21 protein-coding genes are annotated in these 19,155 nt (G+C 47.2%); 6 read left to right on the plus strand and 15 right to left on the minus strand.

Translation table 11 applies throughout. The features are described from left to right. The first annotated feature begins 148 nt into the window (after positions 1-148). The 4 genes from K4A83_RS16950 (at position 149) to K4A83_RS16965 (ending at position 2,008) form a co-directional block, all read left to right on the plus strand. Positions 149-373 carry an ADP-ribosylglycohydrolase family protein gene (locus K4A83_RS16950; protein WP_265265828.1) on the plus strand — a complete coding sequence of 75 codons (225 nt, stop codon included), beginning with the start codon at positions 149-151 and terminating at the stop codon, positions 371-373. Next, positions 370-750 (plus strand): nuclear transport factor 2 family protein, encoded by a 381-nt coding sequence (locus K4A83_RS16955; RefSeq protein ID WP_265265829.1) that lies wholly within the window; start codon positions 370-372, stop codon positions 748-750. The genes K4A83_RS16950 and K4A83_RS16955 overlap by 4 nt, the downstream gene beginning before the upstream one ends. Before the next feature lie 89 nt (positions 751-839). Beyond that, positions 840-1,664, plus strand: coding sequence for a peptidoglycan editing factor PgeF (gene pgeF / locus K4A83_RS16960; RefSeq protein ID WP_265265830.1), 825 nt, complete (start codon positions 840-842; stop codon positions 1,662-1,664). A gap of 164 nt (positions 1,665-1,828) precedes the next feature. After that, complete coding sequence (locus K4A83_RS16965; protein ID WP_407810064.1) at positions 1,829-2,008, plus strand: hypothetical protein; 180 nt, start codon at positions 1,829-1,831, stop codon at positions 2,006-2,008. A 26-nt stretch (positions 2,009-2,034) separates the two neighbouring features. Here K4A83_RS16965 and K4A83_RS16970 read toward each other — a convergent pair whose 3' ends face one another. Further along, a complete protein-coding gene (locus K4A83_RS16970) occupies positions 2,035-3,477 on the minus strand; it encodes a methyl-accepting chemotaxis protein (RefSeq protein ID WP_265265833.1) in 1,443 nt (480 codons plus the stop codon). Positions 3,478-3,922: 445 nt separating this feature from the next. Between K4A83_RS16970 and K4A83_RS16975 the strand changes: the two genes are divergently transcribed. Continuing rightward, positions 3,923-4,705 carry a peptidase gene (locus K4A83_RS16975; protein ID WP_265265835.1) on the plus strand — a complete coding sequence of 261 codons (783 nt, stop codon included), beginning with the start codon at positions 3,923-3,925 and terminating at the stop codon, positions 4,703-4,705. 4 nt (positions 4,706-4,709) lie between these two features. Here K4A83_RS16975 and K4A83_RS16980 read toward each other — a convergent pair whose 3' ends face one another. The 11 genes from K4A83_RS16980 to petM form a co-directional block, all read right to left on the minus strand. After that, positions 4,710-6,368, minus strand: a complete 1,659-nt coding sequence (locus K4A83_RS16980) for an MBL fold metallo-hydrolase (RefSeq protein ID WP_265265836.1) — start codon at positions 6,366-6,368, stop codon at positions 4,710-4,712. A gap of 24 nt (positions 6,369-6,392) precedes the next feature. Then, positions 6,393-6,515: a hypothetical protein gene (locus K4A83_RS16985; protein ID WP_265265837.1), complete on the minus strand. Its 123-nt coding sequence runs from the start codon at positions 6,513-6,515 to the stop codon at positions 6,393-6,395. A gap of 129 nt (positions 6,516-6,644) precedes the next feature. Further along, the gene (locus K4A83_RS16990; RefSeq protein ID WP_265265838.1) at positions 6,645-9,620 is read right to left on the minus strand and encodes a PAS domain S-box protein; all 2,976 of its coding nucleotides are present in this window, start codon (positions 9,618-9,620) and stop codon (positions 6,645-6,647) included. Positions 9,621-9,649: 29 nt separating this feature from the next. Beyond that, positions 9,650-11,536, minus strand: coding sequence for a sensor domain-containing diguanylate cyclase (locus K4A83_RS16995; RefSeq protein WP_265265839.1), 1,887 nt, complete (start codon positions 11,534-11,536; stop codon positions 9,650-9,652). After that, positions 11,533-12,111 carry a chemotaxis protein CheC gene (locus tag K4A83_RS17000; protein ID WP_407810066.1) on the minus strand — a complete coding sequence of 193 codons (579 nt, stop codon included), beginning with the start codon at positions 12,109-12,111 and terminating at the stop codon, positions 11,533-11,535. The genes K4A83_RS16995 and K4A83_RS17000 overlap by 4 nt, the downstream gene beginning before the upstream one ends. A gap of 14 nt (positions 12,112-12,125) precedes the next feature. Continuing rightward, entirely contained in the window at positions 12,126-12,500 is a 375-nt protein-coding gene (locus tag K4A83_RS17005; protein ID WP_265265842.1) for a response regulator, read from the minus strand. A 92-nt stretch (positions 12,501-12,592) separates the two neighbouring features. Next, on the minus strand, positions 12,593-12,790 hold the full coding sequence (locus K4A83_RS17010) for a zinc ribbon domain-containing protein (protein ID WP_265265843.1): 198 nt from the start codon (positions 12,788-12,790) through the stop codon (positions 12,593-12,595). A gap of 165 nt (positions 12,791-12,955) precedes the next feature. Then, positions 12,956-13,162 carry a glycogen debranching protein gene (locus K4A83_RS17015; RefSeq protein WP_265265844.1) on the minus strand — a complete coding sequence of 69 codons (207 nt, stop codon included), beginning with the start codon at positions 13,160-13,162 and terminating at the stop codon, positions 12,956-12,958. Between the two features lie 116 nt (positions 13,163-13,278). Beyond that, entirely contained in the window at positions 13,279-14,217 is a 939-nt protein-coding gene (thyD, locus tag K4A83_RS17020) for a thylakoid membrane protein ThyD (protein ID WP_265265845.1), read from the minus strand. A 91-nt stretch (positions 14,218-14,308) separates the two neighbouring features. Then, positions 14,309-14,674 carry a photosystem II reaction center protein Psb28 gene (gene psb28, locus K4A83_RS17025; protein ID WP_265265846.1) on the minus strand — a complete coding sequence of 122 codons (366 nt, stop codon included), beginning with the start codon at positions 14,672-14,674 and terminating at the stop codon, positions 14,309-14,311. A gap of 107 nt (positions 14,675-14,781) precedes the next feature. Then, a complete protein-coding gene (gene petM, locus K4A83_RS17030; protein ID WP_017306586.1) occupies positions 14,782-14,895 on the minus strand; it encodes a cytochrome b6-f complex subunit PetM in 114 nt (37 codons plus the stop codon). Positions 14,896-15,005: 110 nt separating this feature from the next. On the opposite strand from petM, the gene pdxA reads away from it, so the two are divergent. After that, positions 15,006-16,103, plus strand: coding sequence for a 4-hydroxythreonine-4-phosphate dehydrogenase PdxA (gene pdxA, locus K4A83_RS17035; protein ID WP_265265847.1), 1,098 nt, complete (start codon positions 15,006-15,008; stop codon positions 16,101-16,103). A 38-nt stretch (positions 16,104-16,141) separates the two neighbouring features. Here pdxA and K4A83_RS17040 read toward each other — a convergent pair whose 3' ends face one another. The 3 genes from K4A83_RS17040 to K4A83_RS17050 form a co-directional block, all read right to left on the minus strand. Beyond that, entirely contained in the window at positions 16,142-16,483 is a 342-nt protein-coding gene (locus K4A83_RS17040) for a hypothetical protein (RefSeq protein WP_265265848.1), read from the minus strand. A 268-nt stretch (positions 16,484-16,751) separates the two neighbouring features. Beyond that, positions 16,752-17,744, minus strand: a complete 993-nt coding sequence (locus K4A83_RS17045; protein ID WP_265265849.1) for a pentapeptide repeat-containing protein — start codon at positions 17,742-17,744, stop codon at positions 16,752-16,754. A gap of 65 nt (positions 17,745-17,809) precedes the next feature. Further along, a partial coding sequence (locus K4A83_RS17050; RefSeq protein WP_265265850.1) for a 1-acyl-sn-glycerol-3-phosphate acyltransferase occupies positions 17,810-19,155 on the minus strand: 1,346 nt, incomplete at its 5' end.

A 19,155-nucleotide genomic window follows, 5' to 3' on the forward strand; every position in this document is an offset into this window, starting at 1 on the left:
GCCAGTCAAGTTATAAGAAATCGTGGATTAATCGCGGTCGGACAGCCCGTGATTCAAAATGCTTTCGGAGACGTTCTGTCGGGGTCAATTTCTGATTGGCTAGACAAGAGTCTATGAGGAAAGAATCTACTCGCCTTTAGGCAGTGGAGTGTCAAAAGGAGGCGGAGACACCGACACCAACGCCTGCATTGTAGGGGGGATGATGGGTGCATTATATGGCGCATCATCCATTCCTGATCCGCTAAAAAATAGGGTTTTAACCAGTGATTCCCATCAGGGAAATTCCCCCCGTCCTTCATTTTTACACCCTCAACAAGTCCCCAACTTAGTAACTCAATTACTCACCATTCATCGTGCATCTGCTCCATCATGACTCCCGTAGAAATTCGTGACTGTATTCGACAAGCCGCCGCCGCTTGTATTGCCCAAGATGGGCAAGCTTTTGCTGCCCTCTTTCATCCCGAAGGGGAGTTAGTTTTACCCGGTTCTCGCATTGTCGGCAAAGGAGAAATTGAGCAAGTGACGACCAAATACTTAGGCACTTGTGAAAACATCAGAATCCAGATTCAGCGTGTGATTATCGATGGGATGCAAGCGGTGGTTGAATGGTTATGGTTAGATGAGAAAAAATCCGGTCAATTTAGTTATGCCGAGAATGCCATTGTTGTTGATTTTCAAGAGGGTTTAATTGTTCGTTGGCGAGAATATACAGATACAAAAACCCAATTTTGTCCTTTAGAAACCTTGTAGGTCGGGTTGCACTTCGTTCCACCCAACCTACGACTACCTGTGTTTATAATGAAAACTATTAATGTGACTTATTGAGAGAGGTTTCCGTTTTGATTGCTACTGCTCCCTTATCTTCCCCTACTACATCTCACACCCAATGGCACTGGAAAACGTGGCAGGGTTTACCTTACTTAACCTGTGAACTTTTAAAAGACTGGTCACATGGTTTTTTTACCCAAGGCTTTTATCCCCATACCCCGGAAACGTTGGTGGGTATTTTACACCCCCAAGCCACCCCTTACCGACTCAAACAAGTTCACGGCAACCGGGTTTTAACTCCCAGTGAAATTGAACGGGAAAAACAACAATTAACTGAGCAAGAATTCCCCTCCGCCGATGGCAGTTTAACCGAAGGGGAAAATCAAGCGGTTTGGGTGGCCAGTGCCGACTGTACTCCGGTGTTAATTGGGGATGTGACCACTGGACAGACGGCCGCACTCCATGCGGGATGGCGGGGAACCGCGCAAAAGATTGTCCCGGAAGCGATCGCTCGGTTTCTCGCCTCGGGGAGCCAGTTAGAAGATTTACGGGTGGCACTGGGGCCAGCTATTGCCGGGGAGGTTTATCAGGTGACGGAAGCGGTGGCGGCGGAGGTTGGCTCTACTTTGCTCAAAAATGGGGAAACAGAGGCATCAGAGGCGATTCTAGAGCAGTTACAGAGCCTTGCTAGTCCCCCTATCCACCCGGATCCTGAACCGGGACGGGTCCGTTTAGATGTGCGGCGGGTCAATGCCTTACAGTTGGAGCAGTTGGGGCTAACTTCGGAGCAGTTGGCGATCGCACCCTGTTGCACCTATCAACAACCAGATTACTTTTTCTCCTACCGTCGCACTAATCAGAAAAAGGTGCAATGGTCAGGCATTGTCAGCCGTTAGGAGATGAGAACAAATTGTAAAACTATGTTTAGAAATGTGTCAGATTTGAGAGACGGTGCAGAGGATTCCGGGAAAACGTGATACCTTCTAGAGCAGTTGGTTTATCATTCAATCTCAGGAGGACAAAGACCTTGGCTGCGAATGTTTCTGAAAACACTCCCGATATGTTCCAAGAGGATCTGAGTGAGTATGTGGCTCATCTACAACTTCACATGGCGTTACAAGCGCGTAACTTAGTTCCTTCCTTTAACCCCTCTCTCCATTCCCCAGAAGATAGTCGCCAGCAATTGCTCCACGAAACTCAAGCCAATTTTGAGAAACTCATTTCTCGTCAAACGGTCTAATTCCCATCCCTGTAAGTCTCCCCCAATCAAATCAAATTTTGTAAGTTTTGAGCAGCTGCGTTCAGTTGCTCTGTGCTGGTTTTTGTTTGTGTAATGCCACTGACTGTCTGGACAGTGGCATCATTAATGCTATTCGTTGCCTCAACTACTTGTTGAATGGCAATGGACTGTTGAACAGTAGTTGAGGAAATGTGTTGATTACTGACGACAATATTTTCTACCGCGTCCGCTACTTGGACAAAAACGGTAGCAGTTTCTTCTCCTAAATTAACTCCTGTACCGATAGTTTGTACCCCTTGATTCATCACAATAATAGTTGAACTGATCGCTCCTTGAATAGTTGTGGCGAGGGTGTTAATTTTAGCGGCTGACTGCTTACTTTGATCGGCTAGTTTGCGAATTTCTGAAGCCACTACATTAAAGCCTTTGCCATATTCTCTAGCGCGCACGGCTTCCACTGAAGCGTTTAAGGCTAACATATTAGTCTGAGCGGCGATATCGGTAACAACTCCGGCAATATTACTAATTTGATCCGTATTCTCTTTTAACTGTTCAATTTGTGCTGTAATGGTAGCGATTTGTTGTTTTAACTGAGTCAGGCTGAGGCGGTTTTTTTCTACAACTTCCTTGCCTTGTGCGGCGAGTTTGAGAGTTTGCTGGGCTTCAGTGAGGGCATTTTCGGCTTGTTCGGCACATTTACGCGCTGAAGCACTTAACTCATCAATGGTGCTTGTTGTTTGGTGGATAGAACTCGCTTGGTGATTGGCAAGGGATTCATGTTGGGCGGCAGCTGTAGCGATTTCGGCTGATGAACTGGCGATCGCATCCGTCACCTCTTCAATGGGACGCATAATCACCTTACTCACCATCCAGGATACTAAAGAACCTACCCCAATGGTGATCAATAGCCCAAACCAATTCATAAAGCTAATCCAGAATTCTATGCGTTTTACAGTTTCTTCTCGCTCTGCTAACAGTTCATCTTCCACTGTTGCCATCTCCGCAATTTTTGCCCGAATCTGGTTCATAATTTGGTTGCCCATCTCAGAGGAAACAGCATTAATGACTGCTTCTTCCTGTCCCGCTTGTTTTAATTGGATTGTGGTTCTCAGATCCTCAAACTTAGAGTTTTGCAACACTCTTAACTCTGATAATCGTTGCATTTGACTGGGAATCGTTGCCATGCGACTTTCTAGATTTCTCAAATATTCTGGAGCTAATACTTGAGCTTGATAGTAAAGTTCAAGAAACGTTTCATTTCCCGTTAACAAAAAACCCCGTTCCCCCGTTTGTGCATCTACTAGATTTTTTTCGAGTAATCTTAAATTTAATTTAACTTCATAGGTGTGAATAACCCAATTTCTGGCTTCTTTAGAAATCCTGTTTCCCCACTCCTCAGCAATGGCATTGACGCTGACCAAGACAAACACTAAACTAAAACCTAACGGGACGACCTGTTTAATCTTCATAGGAAGTTAACCGAATATATTACAGTCTAGTTATGACATTAACTCATGACCTTTGATTCGTAGTATAAGAGCCTTGAAGAAAAGCCAAATTAAATCTACTTTTTTTTTAAGTTTTTTCCAGCTTAAAAAACTATTTAAATGGGGGTATGCAAGCTTTACCAAAACTTTATATAGTGGTTTCCACATCAAGGGACAAGATATCAGGACAGTGCGAGTAAAAATACGGATTAAAAGATGGATGAGATCAAATTTTTTCGGTCAAAAATTATAATCAAATGACTGAGGCAAGTATTAGGAGAAATGGCTGATTGTCATCGGACAATTGACTAAAGTTGTCCCCCGAGTGAAGTCAACGGCCGAAAATCCTAGACAATCCGAGAGTATTTCCTCCGAACCGGATCAATCCTTTTCTCTGGGCTAAAATAGGGACTAGGCCATTCTGTTCATGATCCATATATCAACGGTGATCCAAACCTTTCTAAAACGCCAGCAAGGTCAGCAATTTATCGCTTTTGTGTTTTTTGGGGTATGTTTAGCATTAGGAATGTTCCTGCTTCACCTAGCCCCCTCTAGTGCAACAATTGGCAGCCCCTTCACCCCCAAGGTTCATCCCCTGCCGTCCTCCCTAGCGCAATGGTCAGATCCCGAGGCGAGTGGGGATTATTTTGAGGAAATCGAACGCACTCCGGCCGGATATTTGGTCTGGTCACGGTTTCCGGTGAGGGTGTACCTTGAACCGGTGCGGGAGAAAGGGGATGAGCGGGGGAATCAGTGGATGGAGGCGATTCATCAGGCGATGAGAGAGTGGGGGGAATACTTACCCTTAGTGGAGGTGGAGAAGCCAGACCAGGCGGATATTGTTTGGTTGCGATCGCGCCCTCCCATTCGCCCCACCCTCGACCGAGACAACCGCCGTCTGATTATCCCCCACAGCCGCAATGCAGAGGCTAGCTATGAATTCGACTTTCAAGATAACACCCTGATTCATCGTTTCACCATCCAACTCACCCCCCACCAAAGCCCTCATCTCACCCTGGGCACCGCCCGTCATGAATTGGGTCATGCCCTCGGCATTTGGGGTCACAGTCCCCTCGAAGGGGATGCCCTCTATAGCACCCAAGTCCGCACTCCTCCCCCCATTTCTCCCCGAGATGTTAATACCTTAAAGAAAATCTATCAACAACCCACGTTGTTAGGTTGGAGAATGGAACAATTACAAAGTAATTAGTCTGTCAGGATTCGTCAACAGTTAAATCCTCGCCTCCGGATTTGGCTTCAAATACCGGACAATAGCCTTCCGGTGTCACCTTAAAGCCGTAGAGGGGGGAGGCGGGGTTATAACAGCGCTGTCCCCGTTGGTGAAAGCAGTTGCGACAACAGTCTAAACTCGCTTGCAGTTTAGCGTTGTTACTTTGGCTGAGGAGTTCTCGTTGAGAAATACCCCGGAGGACTAATTCATCCCCCTGCCAACGGGCTTCGACTAATCCGGTGTCGGCGAAGGTGTTCCAACGTGGGGTTTGGGTGATGGAACCGGGGAGGTTAATGTTAATGGTGGCCCCAATTTCGTTGATTTCCCCTTCATAGTGGGTGTCGGTGGGGGCGGCGGGTTGGATGAAGCGATCGCCTACAGGCAACTCTACTAAGGTGCCGGGGTTGGGACAGTGCAAATGATAACGGTTTTGCAGTTCTTCTAAGCTGGTGAGATCGGTGAGATCCCGAGGGGTGCCATGAACAAAAAGGACGTGCTGGGGACGGATATTGTGAATAAGTTGGGTGGTGTTCCGTCCGTCGCTGTGTTCGGCGAGGAGATAGGTTTCATGTCTCAGATTGGGGGGAACGGTTTGATACCAAGTTTCATCGGGACGACGTTTTTCGGGAACTAAGATCACCCAAGCGCCCGAGAGTTCCTTGCTGTAATCGGGCCAGGGCGCGTTTTGATCGACTAAGACAATGGTAGGGGTTTGACCCAGTTGGGGCCAGTGGTCGGGGTCTAAACGGCGGACGCGAGGGAGGACTTGCTCATCCCAAAATAGGGGTTGATGACGGGCGAAGTTTTGGACGGCGGTGGGGAGATGGGGGAGCAGTTTCAGGTAATCATCGCAGACGGTGGCGACGGGATCTGTTACCCAGATATCGAGGTTTCGTCCGGTGAATTGATGGTGCGATCGCAATAACATTAAGATTTCCTGTCCGAGTCCCAAGGGTGGCACCGGGAGGAGGACGGAACAATTTTCTGCGATCGCCCGATCAATTTGGCTCATCAACTGTTTTTCCAGTTGGCGGCGACGAGGATGGCGGGCGGTGCCATAACTCCCCTCGACAATTAACACATCGGGGGACGATCCCCGCAGGGTTTCTAAGGATAATCCTTCGACCAAACGGGAATTAGACAGGAAAAAGTCCCCCGTGTAAAGCAGAGTATAAGCCCGTTGGGGGGTACTGTAAGTCAAGAGTAGGGCAGCCGCTCCGGGCAGGTGTCCGGCTGGGAACAGTTGACCTTGTAGGTTCTCGAAAAAATGAACAGGCGATCGCCAAGGTAAAGTTTGGCAAAAGCGCGGAATCGGGTTAATAGGTTCTGAGTCTAACCAGTTGAGGTGTAATAATTCGGCTGTAGCTTCACTGCCATAAATGGGTAAATCCGGGAAACAATCATGCAAGTCCAATAAACCCCGCGCATGATCTTCATGAGCATGACTGCAAAAGACCAAATCGGCGGGAGCGTCTTTTTCTTCCAACAAAGGAGAAATATCGGGCAGTCCACAATCGAGTAGAATCCGATATTCTCCCATTTTGACCAGCAGACAGACTCCCTCCCTATCATGACCCACACCATAGGGAAGACAGACTAAATCCGGCTGGTGGCTAGAGGAGATCAGACGAAGTGAACCCATAGATTGCTGATTGGCTATTGTGTTCTAATGCGCTGACCCATTCCCATGATAGTTGTCCGAATCATAAAATCCGTTCTGGGTGCCAAAGAATAAGGTGGCTACGATAAACACCCCGGTTAAGATTAGTAAAATTAGCTTGACATCCATGGTCATGACTCCTTCTCTTTCAATCTAGGTGGAGGGTAGAAAACCGACCCCACTTTACCTCTAAAGCTAGCACTTTTTCGCCATATCTCCCAAAATCTGGTTTTAGGTAGGGCTTAAGGATGGGGGATATCAATGCAACACCGACACCCGATCCCGTCCTTCTGCTTTCGCCCGACTCAAGGCCATTTCTACCCCTTCCAGCAAGGCTTTCCAGGTCATGCCATTTTCGGGCAGTTTAGCCACCCCAAGGGAAACGGTAATGCTATCTAAAGACTGTTGATGATGCTCGAATTTTAAGCCCTTAATGCCTTCCCGTAACACTTCAGCCCGATGGCGGATTTCCTCAAGGGATTGATCGGGAATCAGTAGGATGATCTCCTCTCCCCCGTAACGGGCGGCCAAATCAGCTGGGTGCAGACTGCGCCGCACAAAACTCCCGAGGCTTTTGAGGACTAAATCCCCGGCCTCATGGCCAAAGGTGTTGTTAAAGTTGCGGAAATGGTCGATATCTACCAAGATTAAGCCCAGAGAGCGTTTCTGACGGATGGCCGTATAAACTTCTCGCTCTAGGGATTCTTCTAAATAACGACGGTTAAATAGCCCCGTGAGGGGATCATGAATGGTATCCAGTTTTAGATTAACCCGCAGTTTGACGTTAGCCAAAGAGAGGGCTAATTGTTCAGCGACGGTGTGGGCAAACTGCTGTTTAGGGTCGTTGAGGATTTCTTTGTTCGGGGAGGTGAGGTATAACAGGCCGAGGGTGTCTCCTTGGGCCACGAGGGGGATACTGAGGGAGAATCCGGGGGGAGGATCTCGGTGGATATGTTTGCTCATCAGACGGGGGTGGGAGTCGTCGGACCAGTGGGTGCGGCCTCGTCTGAGGGCCCAACTGTCGTCGGGGGAAAAGATGGTTTCGCTGTTGAAATGTTCTCCCCAGGTGGCGATCGCTTCGACTAAATTTCCCGACTCATTGAGGGCGAAAACACCCCCAGAACAGTCGGGGAAGAGGGGGGCGATTAATTCGGCAATGGCATCATAGGCATCGTTGAGGGTGGCGCTAGCCTGTAAGAAGTCGTTTAATTCCGCCAGTTTTTCCATTTCTTGGCGGTGGGAATCCAATTCCAAAACCGAATGACTTAACTGCTCTTTCGCTCGGCGCAGTTCTTCGGTTTGTCGCCGTCGTTCGGTGATATCTTCCACCATATAGGAGAACCGTTGCTGACCATCAATAGAGGAAACCGTCGCCGATAACCAACGGATATCGATGCTGTGAGCATCAAGATCCACTTCGTAGGCATATTCAAATTGAACAGGTTTCCCCAGACGCGCACTTTCTTGACAGTGATCTATCCAGTAGTGGCGGATCTCTTCAGGTACACCCATTTCACTGGCCAGTAGGCTGGTTTGGGCGAGGGGGGAGAGGCGGAAAAACTCCGTCGTCACGGCATTATCGGAAATGTGGCGGATGTCATTCTCGACCAATTCAATAATCCCCATCATCATGGAGGTGCTGTTATAAAAGCTCTTGAGGGTGGACTCACTGGCTTGTAGGGCGGCCTGAATGGTCATGCGATCGCTAATATCTTCCACCAAACCCAAGAAATACATCACCTCCCCCATCACATCCCGCACCACGGACCCACTAATCATCACCCAGACTTCTGAGCCATCTTTGCGAATATACCGTTGTTCGAGCAAGAGTTCTGCCTGTTCCCCTTCCACGACACGGCGGTACTGATGCACTAAATTCCCTAAATCTTCGGGGTGGCTCAATTCCTGTAGGGTATAATCTCGTAACTCCGTTTCCCCATACTGCACCAAGCGCGAGAATCGGGGGTTGACTTTCAGGAACTCCCCACTGCGGTTACACTGAATCACGCCGATTTCCGACTGTTGGAACAGGGATCTAAAGCGTTTCTCACTGTCTTGTAGGGATTCTTCAGCGTTGTTCCGTTCGGCGATTTCGTGTAAGAGTTCCTCATTGAGGTTCATTAACTGGGTGGTGCGTTCTTCCACCCGTAATTCCAGTTCCTCGTTGAGTTTTTTCAAGGCTTCTTCGGCTTGTTTCCGTTCGGTAACATCCCGCACAATCAATAAAAAGCGCTTGATTTTCCCTTCCAATAAGCGAGAAACCGCTAATTCTAGGGGGAAAATACTCCCATCCTGTCGTTGCCCTAAAAATTCCCGTTTCGTGGTCGCGAGGGGGTTGTTGGTGATCTTTTCTAAACTATTGGGATTCTGGGCAACGGTATTAACGGGTTGAATGGCCGTGGTTTCTCCAAATAGGGTACTTTCTACTTCTCCCTCCCCTTCCCCAAAGGCCAGCATTAGGGTTTGAATATGTTGCCCTAACACTTGAGAGGCTTTATAGCCAAAAATCTGCTCGGCTGCTCGATTAAAGGATTCAATAATGGCCTTTTCATTCAATAAAATCATGCCATCGGCGGCCTGTTCAATCATGGCGCGATTTTTGGCTTCACTGCGTTCTAAGGCTTGTCTCGCCCGTCCAGTCACTTGGCTATAAATTAAGGAGCCAATGGCATCTAAAACAATGAGGGCGACTAAAACAATTACCCCTACCTTTAAATAGGGGGCTTGGAAAGCCGCTAAATCTACCTGAATGACTACGCCCCAGTTGAGGGTGTCGATGGGTTCATAGGCCGAAATTACCTCAATTCCGTCATGGTCTGGGGCAATCTCGGTTCCTGATTCTCCCGTCAGGGCTTTACGCATGGCACTGGCGCGACTTTGATCGGTCCACTGCACCGGGTCTGGGGTGGTTACTTGGTTGTTACGCTGACTGAGTAAAAACTCAATGCGATCGCCATCCCGCGTCCCAATCACAATTTCCCCCGTCTGGTCTGGGAGTTGGGTTTGCTGGAGGCTATTCTGCACGGTTGCCAACAACTCGGTGGGATTCTCTTCCCCTTGAGATAATGAAGTAATCCACTGGCGTTGTTGTTTCGCCATTTGGGCCAACTGTTCTTGTTCCTGCTGTAGGGCGGTTCGATACAACAGGTAGATGCCTCCAGATGCCACAATGAGAGACAAGGAAAGGGTCGTCATATTGAGAATCAATAGTCCAAGCCGTTGGCGGTTCTTCATCGATTTTTTGTAGACGTTCAGATTAGGTTTTATCGGGTTGGTTCATCTATAGACGGGTGGAAAGCAACCACGCGATCGCGCCCCGTCGCTTTGGCTTGATAGAGCGCTTGATCTGCTGCACGAATCACCGCCTCCCAAGTCAGACCATGTTGGGGAAAACAGGCCACTCCCAACGATAGAGTAATTTTACCGACTGTCTGCCCTTGATGCTCGATTTTCAAGGTTTTAATCCCTTGACGAATTTGTTCAGCCCGTTTCTGGGTATTTTCTAGGCTAGCCTCGGGCAAAATCAAGAGTAATTCTTCTCCGCCATAACGGCAAGCAATATCACTATTACGGATATTGAGCAGGAGAAATTCACTCAGGGTTTGTAAAACGCGATCGCCAATCACATGACCATAGGTATCATTAAAATTCTTAAAATGATCCACATCCACCATAATCACCCCCACTGGGTAGCCTTTCCGTAGCGCTAGACTCACCTCTCGCCCCAGCGCTTCCTCTAGATAACGGCGATTATACAAGCCCGTCAAACCATCCCGAATACTCAACTCATGCAGGGTTTCCCGTAACTGTAAATTCGCCAAAGCCAACGCTATATTTTCCGCCACCGTTTCGGCTAAATTTTGTTCAGTCTGGTTTAAAGGCCTCCCCGGTATGATCTGCCCTTCCAGTAAAAATAACCCCAGTTCTTGATTTTGGCTATGGAGGGGAAGATAAAAATACTCTTTCGGCAAAGTTGCTAAGAAACACTGACAGTCACACAGGCCATTCTTCCGTTGCTGTTGACGTAGCCAGCTTTGATAACTCAATGCCACCTCTTCAATCACCAAGGCATCTCCCCAATGACTAAACACCCGCACCTCTTCCTGTTCCCAAACTAACACCCCCCCCGCCCGTTGGGGAAATAAGGCTTGGACAAAATGGCGAATCGCCCCAGCAATCGCCCCCCGACTTAAACTGGCTTGCAGGGCATTACTCAAATCCCTTAATAAGGTAATCTCCCGGTTACGCTGTTCTAATTCCATCACCCAGCGTTTTAAGTGATCATGGGCTTGATTTAACGCCTCCTCTGACTGTTTCCGTTCTGTAATATCTTCGACTAAACTGAGGCGATAGAGCGGTTGTCCATCGTAGTTGCGAATCATGGAAACTGTTACCATCACCCAGAGAACCCTTTCAGTTTTATTGCAATAGCGTTTCTCTAAACGGTAGGATTCACAATTCCCTTGGTTCAACTCTTCGAGCCAATAAGCTGTTTTTTCCCGATCTAAAGGATGGGTAATCTCTAGTACACTTAGCCCCGTTAACTCTTCTTCCCCGTAGCCCACAATCTGACAAAACCGCCGATTCACCCGAAAAAAACAATGATTTTGATCAATTAATGCCATCCCCAATGGGCCATCCTCAAAAATTTTGGCATAGCGAGCTTCACTTTCTCGTAAAGCGGCTTCAATGTGCTGCCGTTGCTGGATTTCAGCCAGGGCTTGATCTCGCATTTTACGGTAGGCTTGGCTTTGATGGGTTAAATCCGTGACATCTTGAATGGCTAAAACGGCATAGAATTCTTCTCCCTCGGGATTAGGAAGACCTGTCACCATGACTTGTTGGCTGCGCAATTGATTGGGGCCAAAGGATACCGGAATTAAATATTTATGGAGTTGGGCGGAAAAAATAATCGGTGGCCCACCGTTAAAAATTTGTTGTAAACGTCCCTGATATTTGGGTTCTCGGAAATGAGGATAATACTGATCAATTGGGCAACCAAGTATTTTGGAGCGGGGGATTTTCGTCCAACTTTCGAGGGTTTTGTTCCAAAAAACCACTACAAAGTCACTACGGAGGACACAAACGCCCTCGGGAATCCGATCAAAGAGATCAAAATTTAAACAATCGGAGAGTTGCGGATTGGTCATGGAATTCGTAGGGCGTATAGCAGCGCATCAAGAGAGCCGACCCTAAACACTAGGATAATATTTCCTGTTACTTGTAATTGTTGAATTTCAAAGCGGGTTTCTGCTAATAAAATGGCATCATCTGCACTCACTTGGTTATACAGTAAATGACTAATGGTATCTTCGAGATAAACGGGGATATCGTACTCTAGATATTGTTCTAGGGTATTGGCGATCGCACCCATAACCCCATTAATGACAATATTCCCCACCTCGTTTAAGGTACTGATTTTTAAGGAATCTAAATCCGGTCCATCTAAGGGTTCTCCGGTTAAAATAGCGACTAAGGCTAGGGCGCTGGCGGTGGGGAACACCAATTGCGCTACCCCCGAGAAGGAGCCATTAAAGCCTAATTGCACGGCCGACATCGGTTCCCCATCTAATTGCTTTTGCAGTTGTTTCTCGGCCTCAAGAACGGATAATAGTCGCACATGGGGGATTTGTAACGCAATATGGGATTGAACCATCTCGTTTAATGTCCCTGCGGCCTGTCCTACCCCAATATTGACTAACTCTTGGAGCGCATCCTGCTGCATCTCGGTTAATTTAGTCAACAGTCCCCCCCATTGATAATTTGAATATGTTGTAGGATAATTTTGAGTTCTTGAGGTTTGGGGGGTTTGTTTAAAACGGCGATCGCCCCCAAATTCAAACAGCGTTCCCGCGAGGTGTCCTGAATATCCGCCGTCACCACCACCACAGGCAGATGTTTCCCTTGATGCTGTAGGGCTTCTAAGACCTCATAGCCGTTCATCTCTGGCATTAACAAGTCTAAAAATAAACAATCCGGCTGGTGGTTTTCCAGCATCTCTAGGCAGTGTTTTCCATTGGTAGCCTCAATGACCTCGTGACCTTCTTTCTCCAAAGCTCGTCTTAACATAGTTCGAGAGAAACTCGCATCCTCTGCCAGCAGTATTAAACCCACGATTGATTCTCCTTTTGCTGATATCGCCGCTTTTCCTATTTTAGGATGCTGAAGTTCTCCCCCGCTAACCCTAGGAGTATAACGGGGGCTTCTCAAGCCAACAAAGAGAGTTGAACTCCCACCATGGCTTGAGCTTCCTGCTTCACAGGCCGACTAATGTCGAAGCCTCTACAGGCAGGCAAGATGCTCCCTACCTCGCTTAACGCCCGATTGAGAATGTTGATCGCAGCATTCTCATCCCTGTCCATTTCCAGGCCACAATCCGGGCATTGATGAGTTCTGACCAACATTGACTGATCTACAAAGTTATTGTTAGGGACAAGTTTTTTTTAAAAGATTGCCGGGAATTTCCCATCCCCTTGTGGGCGGAGTAGTTCACATTGGTGATACCCCAATTTTTGCCAAAGCCTTAATCATAACCTCGGTTGAAGCTAGGGGACAAGTCCCCATTAATTCTAGTTTAATTTTAAGGAATTCACGGGAACATCATCCCACGATTCAACGGTTCTCATCTGGACAATCCAACCTTGAGATTTCTGCTCAGGGGTTAAATTTTCTTCAAAGGATTGATAACAATCCTGGGCGGTGATTTCATCACAACTGGCAATACAAGCGTGAATCATACCGGAGGGGTCAAGTTGTTCGTTAATCCAAATGGTCATAGCTTTCATTCTCTCACTTTTTTCGTCTAGTATAGCGCGAGTTGGTGATTGATATTGTCATCTAGATAGCAGTTCTAAAAAAGTAAAAAATCTCGTTGTTTTTAGGGGTATTTTTTTTAATGAGAGAGGACTTCTTTTAAGGCTTTATCAACGGTGGGATATTCATAGGTAAACCCTGTAGCTAAGGTGGCTTTGGGTAAAACTTGTTGACCTTCTAAAACGACAATGGCTCCATCCCCTAACAGGGCTTCTAAAACAAAATTGGGAACGGGCAACCAAGAGGGTCGATTCATCAATTGACCCAAGGTATCACATAGGGTTTTCATGCGCACTGGATTGGGGGCTGTAGCGTTATAAATTCCGGCAAAATTAGGCTGTTTTAAGGCGGCTATAATCAAGTTGATTAAATCTTCTCGGTGAATCCAAGAAAACCATTGTTTCCCTGAACCAATGGGACCGCCTGCGAAGAGTTTAAAGGGGGGAATCATTTTGGCGATCGCACCCCCATTCCCTAAAACGATGCCCAAGCGCAAAATCACGAGACGGACACCCATAGTTTTCACCTGTTCTGCTTCCGTTTCCCACGCTTGGCATACCTTAGCGAGAAAATCGTTCCCCGGGGTGCTAGTTTCTTCAAAGATGGCCGTTTCGCTGGTTCCATAGTAACCAATGGCCGAAGGATTAATTAAAACGGTGGGTTTGGGATGGGCCTGGGCGATCGCCTCTACAATCATCCGAGTCCCCAATTGCCGACTCTCAAAGATGTTCTGCTTACGCTCTTGGGTCCAGCGTCCCTCTGCAATTGATTCCCCCGCTAAGTTAATCACAGCATCACACCCAGCAATATTTTCTTGCCAGTTTCCCGACTGGGTGGGGGTGTAAGGCACAATCTTCACCTGGGGGAAAACATGGGGGGGAAATACTCGTTTAGCTCGGTTCTCATTACGGGTCAACAATACTAAAGTATGACCTTCATTGTGCAGTTTTTCCACTAAACGAGTCCCCACAAATCCCGTCCCACCCGTGATTGCAATTTTTAGGTTTTGTTCGCTCATAACATTTCTCACACCACAGTTTAATTAAATTCCATTTTTTCTAATTTTTAGGCTTGCCAATGATGGCAAATTTTAGAAAAAATCTCGGGTTTTAGCTATCTTGATATCCCATTCCATTGGCTTCGGCGTAACGGTGCATAAAGCGCATAAACCGTTCCCAATGGTCATCTTCATGAATTTCAAATTGACATTCTACCCCGCGCAAATCGTCGCCGTCCTCTCCCCCAAAACGGATTTTCAAGGAGGAGGGGGTGACTTCAATTTCCCCCTCTTGATCAATGAGATGTAAAGCCCCTTTCGATTGGCGGGTGTAACTATTCACTAATTCTAAGGCGCGCAAATTCTCAAAGATCATCAAAACGTTGCGAATGCCCGAGGTTTTACCTCGGCGCAGTCGCACGTCGCTTAATTCTTCTGGAAGGCCAGAAAGAAACTCAATGGTGGGTTTAGTAGACATTTGGATTAAAAAGTAAAGTTGAAAATCCAAATTGATAATTGATAATTGAAAGCGATTGATCCCCCCTTGAGTTAGAATTCAGGATTTTAAGTCAGAATTTAGCTCAATTAATCAGCCGCTTTGCCTTGAATTTTTAGGATGAGAAATCCGAGAGATAACCCCACTAGAATCAGGGTCGAAGATAGGACAACAGCGTTAAACAAAATGTCATTAGCGGTCATTTAAAATGCTCCTTCTATTGTGATATAATGGGATCATAAAGCAAGACGACTGAGCCATCTATCCTTTATTATAAAGCACTGAAGTCTCAAAAAAAATCCCCTGTTGAGTCATGATCTCATTTTCCTCGTTCCGTCCTGCTTTGGCTGTTACTATGGGTGATCCTGCCAGTATTGGACCGGAGGTGGTGCTAAAAGCCCTAGCAGACCCCTCTTTAGGGGAAAAATGTACAATCACCCTTGTGGGGAGTCGGCGGCTGTTTCAGGAGGCTTATGGGCATTTGCGGGGCTTAGGACTGGAAGCGATTGCGAATCCTGAAGATTTCCCGATGATTGATTTGCCCATTGCGGAAACTCAGATTCAACGGGGGGTAGGCAGTGCGGCCAGTGGGGAAGCGAGCTTTATTTACTTAAAAGAGGCGATCGCCCAGACTCTAACGGGACATTTTCAGGGGATCGTCACCGCCCCCATTGCGAAATCCCTCTGGCAAGCGGCAGGCTATGATTATCCGGGACAAACCGAGGTTTTAGCCCAAGGTGCAGGAGTGGATCGCTATGGGATGTTATTTGTAGCGCGATCGCCCTATACCCAATGGCAACTGATCACCCTCCTAGCCACCACCCATATTCCCCTCCGTCAAGTTCCTGACACCCTCACCCCAGAATTACTCAGCGACAAACTCGATTTACTCATCCACTGTTTACAAAAAGACTTCGGCATTCATGCCCCCAAAATCGTCATTTCTGGCTTAAATCCCCACAGTGGCGAACAGGGCAAACTCGGCACAGAAGAACGGGATCTCCTAATCCCTTGGTTACAAAAAGAACGCCTCAAATACCCCAATATTTCCCTAGTCGGTTTAGTCCCACCAGACACCCTGTGGATCCATCCCGCCCAAGCTTGGTATGGTCATGTTGATCGGACGAATATAGAACCCCCTCCTTCAGCAGGAAATACCCGACAAGAAAACACCCTGTTAGCCGATGCCTACCTAGCATTATATCATGATCAGGGGTTAATTCCCGTTAAATTAATGGCCTTTGAGCAAGCCATTAACACAACTATTGGTTTACCCTTTATTCGCACATCTCCCGATCATGGAACAGCCTTTGATATCGCCGGAAAAGGCATCGCCAAAGCAGCCAGCATGAAAGCCGCCATCGAGTTAGCGGCCGAATTAGCGAGGTTTAGGAAATTTAGTCAAATTTAATTTTCCCACTTTAATTTTTCTACTTTAAGTTCCCCACTTTAATTTTCCCACAAAGACTCTAGTTCAACCCGTAAAATATTAACATTGGCTACACGACCAATCACTAAACTTTCTTGACCTGCGCGATGTAATTCCTCTTGCCAAAAACGAATACTATCCTCATGTTTTAACCAAAAATTAACAATGGTACTCAGCATTTGATCCCATTCCCAAGCCCATTTATCTGGCATTTGCTCCGCCGACTCTAAAAAACCATCTAGAGTACAGTCCAAACTCCCCAGATAGGCTTTACCCCCTTGTAACGGGTGGGGATTCTGTTCTTGGTAGTGAAAGAACGTGAGGACGGAAGAAACGCCAAGAATATCAAATGTATAGGACATAGCTTCTGGTTTGTCGTAAAAACTGCGAGTTAAGTGTGTTTAAGATGCAGCTTCCAGTTCCGGGGTGTGATTCCTTGACTAGGCTTGGCTAAGGCAGGATTAGACTGAGCTAACGCACCATTAGGATAGGACCACACACCTCTGATTTACTTTCGATTTTTGATGGGATTCAGACCCTCTTGGCTCTAATCTTAACCCAGCTTCCCCATTTTAGGCAGTTTTTTAAAGGTTTTTTAACTCAATCACCTTAAAATCGTTGCCCAGCCAATTAAATTCCCCTCAACTGTCCATCTGGCATAGTAGTTTGCCGAAAAATTGCTTGTTGGTGCTGGGCTTCCTCCAAAACGCCCCCTCGTAAATTAGCCCCGGTTAAATTCGTTTCCTCCAATACCGCTCCCGTTAAATCCGTCCCCCACAAGTAGGCCTCTTGCAGGGTAGCCCGTTTTAAATCCGCCCCGATCAAATTAGCTTGATTTAAATTGGCTCTTGTGAGATTGACTTCAGACAACAGCGCTCCCTCCAAATTGGCCTTACTCAAATCGGCCTCAGTCAGTTCAGCTTTGCGTAAATTAGCGTTCCGTAAGGTCGCCCCGTGGAGCTTTGTGCGCGTCAGAATCGCTGCTCTCAACTGTGCCTCACTCAAATTCGCCACGGTTAAGTTAGCCTCGCTCAAATTCGCCCCACTCAGTTTAGCCTCGCTGAGATCCACCCCATCTAAATCGACTCCTTGAAGATCCACGGCATTCATATAAGCGGCCTTTAATTTCACCCCGTTGAGGATGGCTCCGCGAAAATTTGCCCCACTCAAACGAGCGCCGGATAGGTTTGCCCAACTGAAATTCACTTGGGATAAATTAGCCCAACGGAAATTAATGCCCTGTAAATTGGCTCCACACAAGTTAACACCCTGTAAATTGGCTAACTGTAAATTGACATAGCTCAATATGGCACCGCTTAATTTAGCCTCTTTGAGTAAGGATTTAACCAAATAAGCCCCTGATAAGTTGGCTTTTGTTAAATCAGCCCGGCACAAATCTGCCCGTGTTACTTTAGCCCAACTCAAGTCTACCCGGTATAAAAAAGCGCCGTTTAAATTGGCTCGGCTTAAATTGGCTCGCTTGAAGTTTACGGCACCTAAGTAGGCTTGGGCTAGATTGATCCCCTCTAATTTGGTGCCAGATAAATCAACACCCATTAAGTTAACGCCAGAAAAATCCCGTTCTCCTTTCCCGTAGCGAGCGAGTAGTTCATGAACATCCATAGGCTATTCCCTTGAGTACCGACCACTTGGGATAACTTGAGGGTCAGTCTTTATTCTATTATTGCTTAAAAAATTAAATTTTCTAATTGTGTTTGAATTTCGGCTGTTAAATCTTGAACGGCTTGTTTGGCTTGATGTCTCCCTTCTTTATACACCCCATAACGTTCACTCGCTGAAATCGGCTCACCCACTGTAATTTTAACCCAACGTTTCCCTAAACGAGGACGCTTGGGAATCTTAACCCCGCGAATCCGTTCCACACAATCAAACAGAATGAGTGCTATTTCGGCCATCCGTTCGGCTGTAATGTTGTCTTTTGTGATATAGTCACTGGTCACGGCAACAAAACTTTCTACTAAACGCATATGTTTTGCTTGTAAGGTGGCTTCTTCTGCTACCCAATCGGCTAATCCCTGTTGAAAGGCGGAAATCCCCCGCCAGCTTGGAATGTCTTCCCGATAAATAAAGTTCCAACTTACTTCTTCTAAGCGACGGCAACGGTCAATTAAGTTCCCTTGCGGCTCAATTTTAAAATAGTCTTCAGCTACAGTTAAAGCGACATCAAGTAAGTAGTTAAGACGTTGTTCTAATTGTTGGGGGATGGGATCGTTGGAGTCCGCCGCCAAAGGGGGAATAGAACAGTGGTGGAAGCGGTGATAAAAGTCTTCCATTTGTAAAAGTAACGTTTCGGCAACGGTTAATAAGCGCTCATACAAAATGTCGGGTTGAGCTATGAGGGGGAGGGGGGGTAAACCGAGGTTGTGTTCTAAGTGTTGGATGAGTTTACTAATCTTGGTCCAAGGGGGATTAATAAAGTGGTATTGGATGCCGATGGGGAGCAAAAAAACGGTTTCGCTGCGCTGTTGTTTGGCTAGGTCTTCCACTGCCCAAAAAGCCAGTTGAGCGGTACCGGGTTCCAGGGGACTCACCTTTTCACTATGACCGTTAGTGGCTCCTTCTGGGGCGATGGTCATGGGAAATTGACCATTAATCAGTAAATTGCGGGCGGTTTTTAAGGCGGTGCGGTCTAGGGGTTTGCCGCGATGGATGGGAATGCCTCCCCCTCGGGATAATACCCATCCTAGCCAATCTCCGCCCCAGATGGTCATGCCCCGATCATAGATGAAGTGGCTATGAATGGGGGAGGTGAGGGGAATTTTTTGTTCTTTGGCAGCGCGGGGGATGGCACGGGAGAAGAGATGGATGAGGATTAAGGGATCTTCGACTTCGCTATGGCGAAAGGCAAGGATGAGGCGGATTTTGCCCTGTTGGAATTGTTGGTAGAGGTGGAGGAGGGGGTTAAGGGGACTGGTTTCAATGCGGGAGATGCCCCCAATCAGCCAGCGCCGCAGACGAAAGCGTAGGAAGAGGGGGAGCAGGAGGTGAGCGAGACGGAGGATGAGGGGGTTGT

The sequence above is a fragment of the Spirulina subsalsa FACHB-351 genome, from assembly GCF_026130165.1.
Classification (GTDB): domain Bacteria; phylum Cyanobacteriota; class Cyanobacteriia; order Cyanobacteriales; family Spirulinaceae; genus Spirulina_A; species Spirulina_A subsalsa_A.

What these genes read in the sequence shown, in the direction of transcription:
- K4A83_RS16955 (WP_265265829.1), top strand. Translation starts at nt 370, where the DNA reads ATGACTCCCGTAGAAATTCGTGACTGTATTCGACAAGCCGCCGCCGCT.
- K4A83_RS16965 (WP_407810064.1), top strand. Translation starts at nt 1,829, where the DNA reads ATGTTCCAAGAGGATCTGAGTGAGTATGTGGCTCATCTACAACTTCAC.
- K4A83_RS16970 (WP_265265833.1), bottom strand. Translation starts at nt 3,477, where the DNA reads ATGAAGATTAAACAGGTCGTCCCGTTAGGTTTTAGTTTAGTGTTTGTC.
- K4A83_RS16975 (WP_265265835.1), top strand. Translation starts at nt 3,923, where the DNA reads ATGATCCATATATCAACGGTGATCCAAACCTTTCTAAAACGCCAGCAA.
- K4A83_RS16980 (WP_265265836.1), bottom strand. Translation starts at nt 6,368, where the DNA reads ATGGGTTCACTTCGTCTGATCTCCTCTAGCCACCAGCCGGATTTAGTC.
- K4A83_RS16985 (WP_265265837.1), bottom strand. Translation starts at nt 6,515, where the DNA reads ATGGATGTCAAGCTAATTTTACTAATCTTAACCGGGGTGTTTATCGTA.
- K4A83_RS16990 (WP_265265838.1), bottom strand. Translation starts at nt 9,620, where the DNA reads ATGAAGAACCGCCAACGGCTTGGACTATTGATTCTCAATATGACGACC.
- K4A83_RS16995 (WP_265265839.1), bottom strand. Translation starts at nt 11,536, where the DNA reads ATGACCAATCCGCAACTCTCCGATTGTTTAAATTTTGATCTCTTTGAT.
- K4A83_RS17000 (WP_407810066.1), bottom strand. Translation starts at nt 12,111, where the DNA reads ATGCAGCAGGATGCGCTCCAAGAGTTAGTCAATATTGGGGTAGGACAG.
- K4A83_RS17010 (WP_265265843.1), bottom strand. Translation starts at nt 12,790, where the DNA reads ATGTTGGTCAGAACTCATCAATGCCCGGATTGTGGCCTGGAAATGGAC.
- K4A83_RS17015 (WP_265265844.1), bottom strand. Translation starts at nt 13,162, where the DNA reads ATGACCATTTGGATTAACGAACAACTTGACCCCTCCGGTATGATTCAC.
- thyD (WP_265265845.1), bottom strand. Translation starts at nt 14,217, where the DNA reads ATGAGCGAACAAAACCTAAAAATTGCAATCACGGGTGGGACGGGATTT.
- psb28 (WP_265265846.1), bottom strand. Translation starts at nt 14,674, where the DNA reads ATGTCTACTAAACCCACCATTGAGTTTCTTTCTGGCCTTCCAGAAGAA.
- petM (WP_017306586.1), bottom strand. Translation starts at nt 14,895, where the DNA reads ATGACCGCTAATGACATTTTGTTTAACGCTGTTGTCCTATCTTCGACC.
- pdxA (WP_265265847.1), top strand. Translation starts at nt 15,006, where the DNA reads ATGATCTCATTTTCCTCGTTCCGTCCTGCTTTGGCTGTTACTATGGGT.
- K4A83_RS17040 (WP_265265848.1), bottom strand. Translation starts at nt 16,483, where the DNA reads ATGTCCTATACATTTGATATTCTTGGCGTTTCTTCCGTCCTCACGTTC.
- K4A83_RS17045 (WP_265265849.1), bottom strand. Translation starts at nt 17,744, where the DNA reads ATGGATGTTCATGAACTACTCGCTCGCTACGGGAAAGGAGAACGGGAT.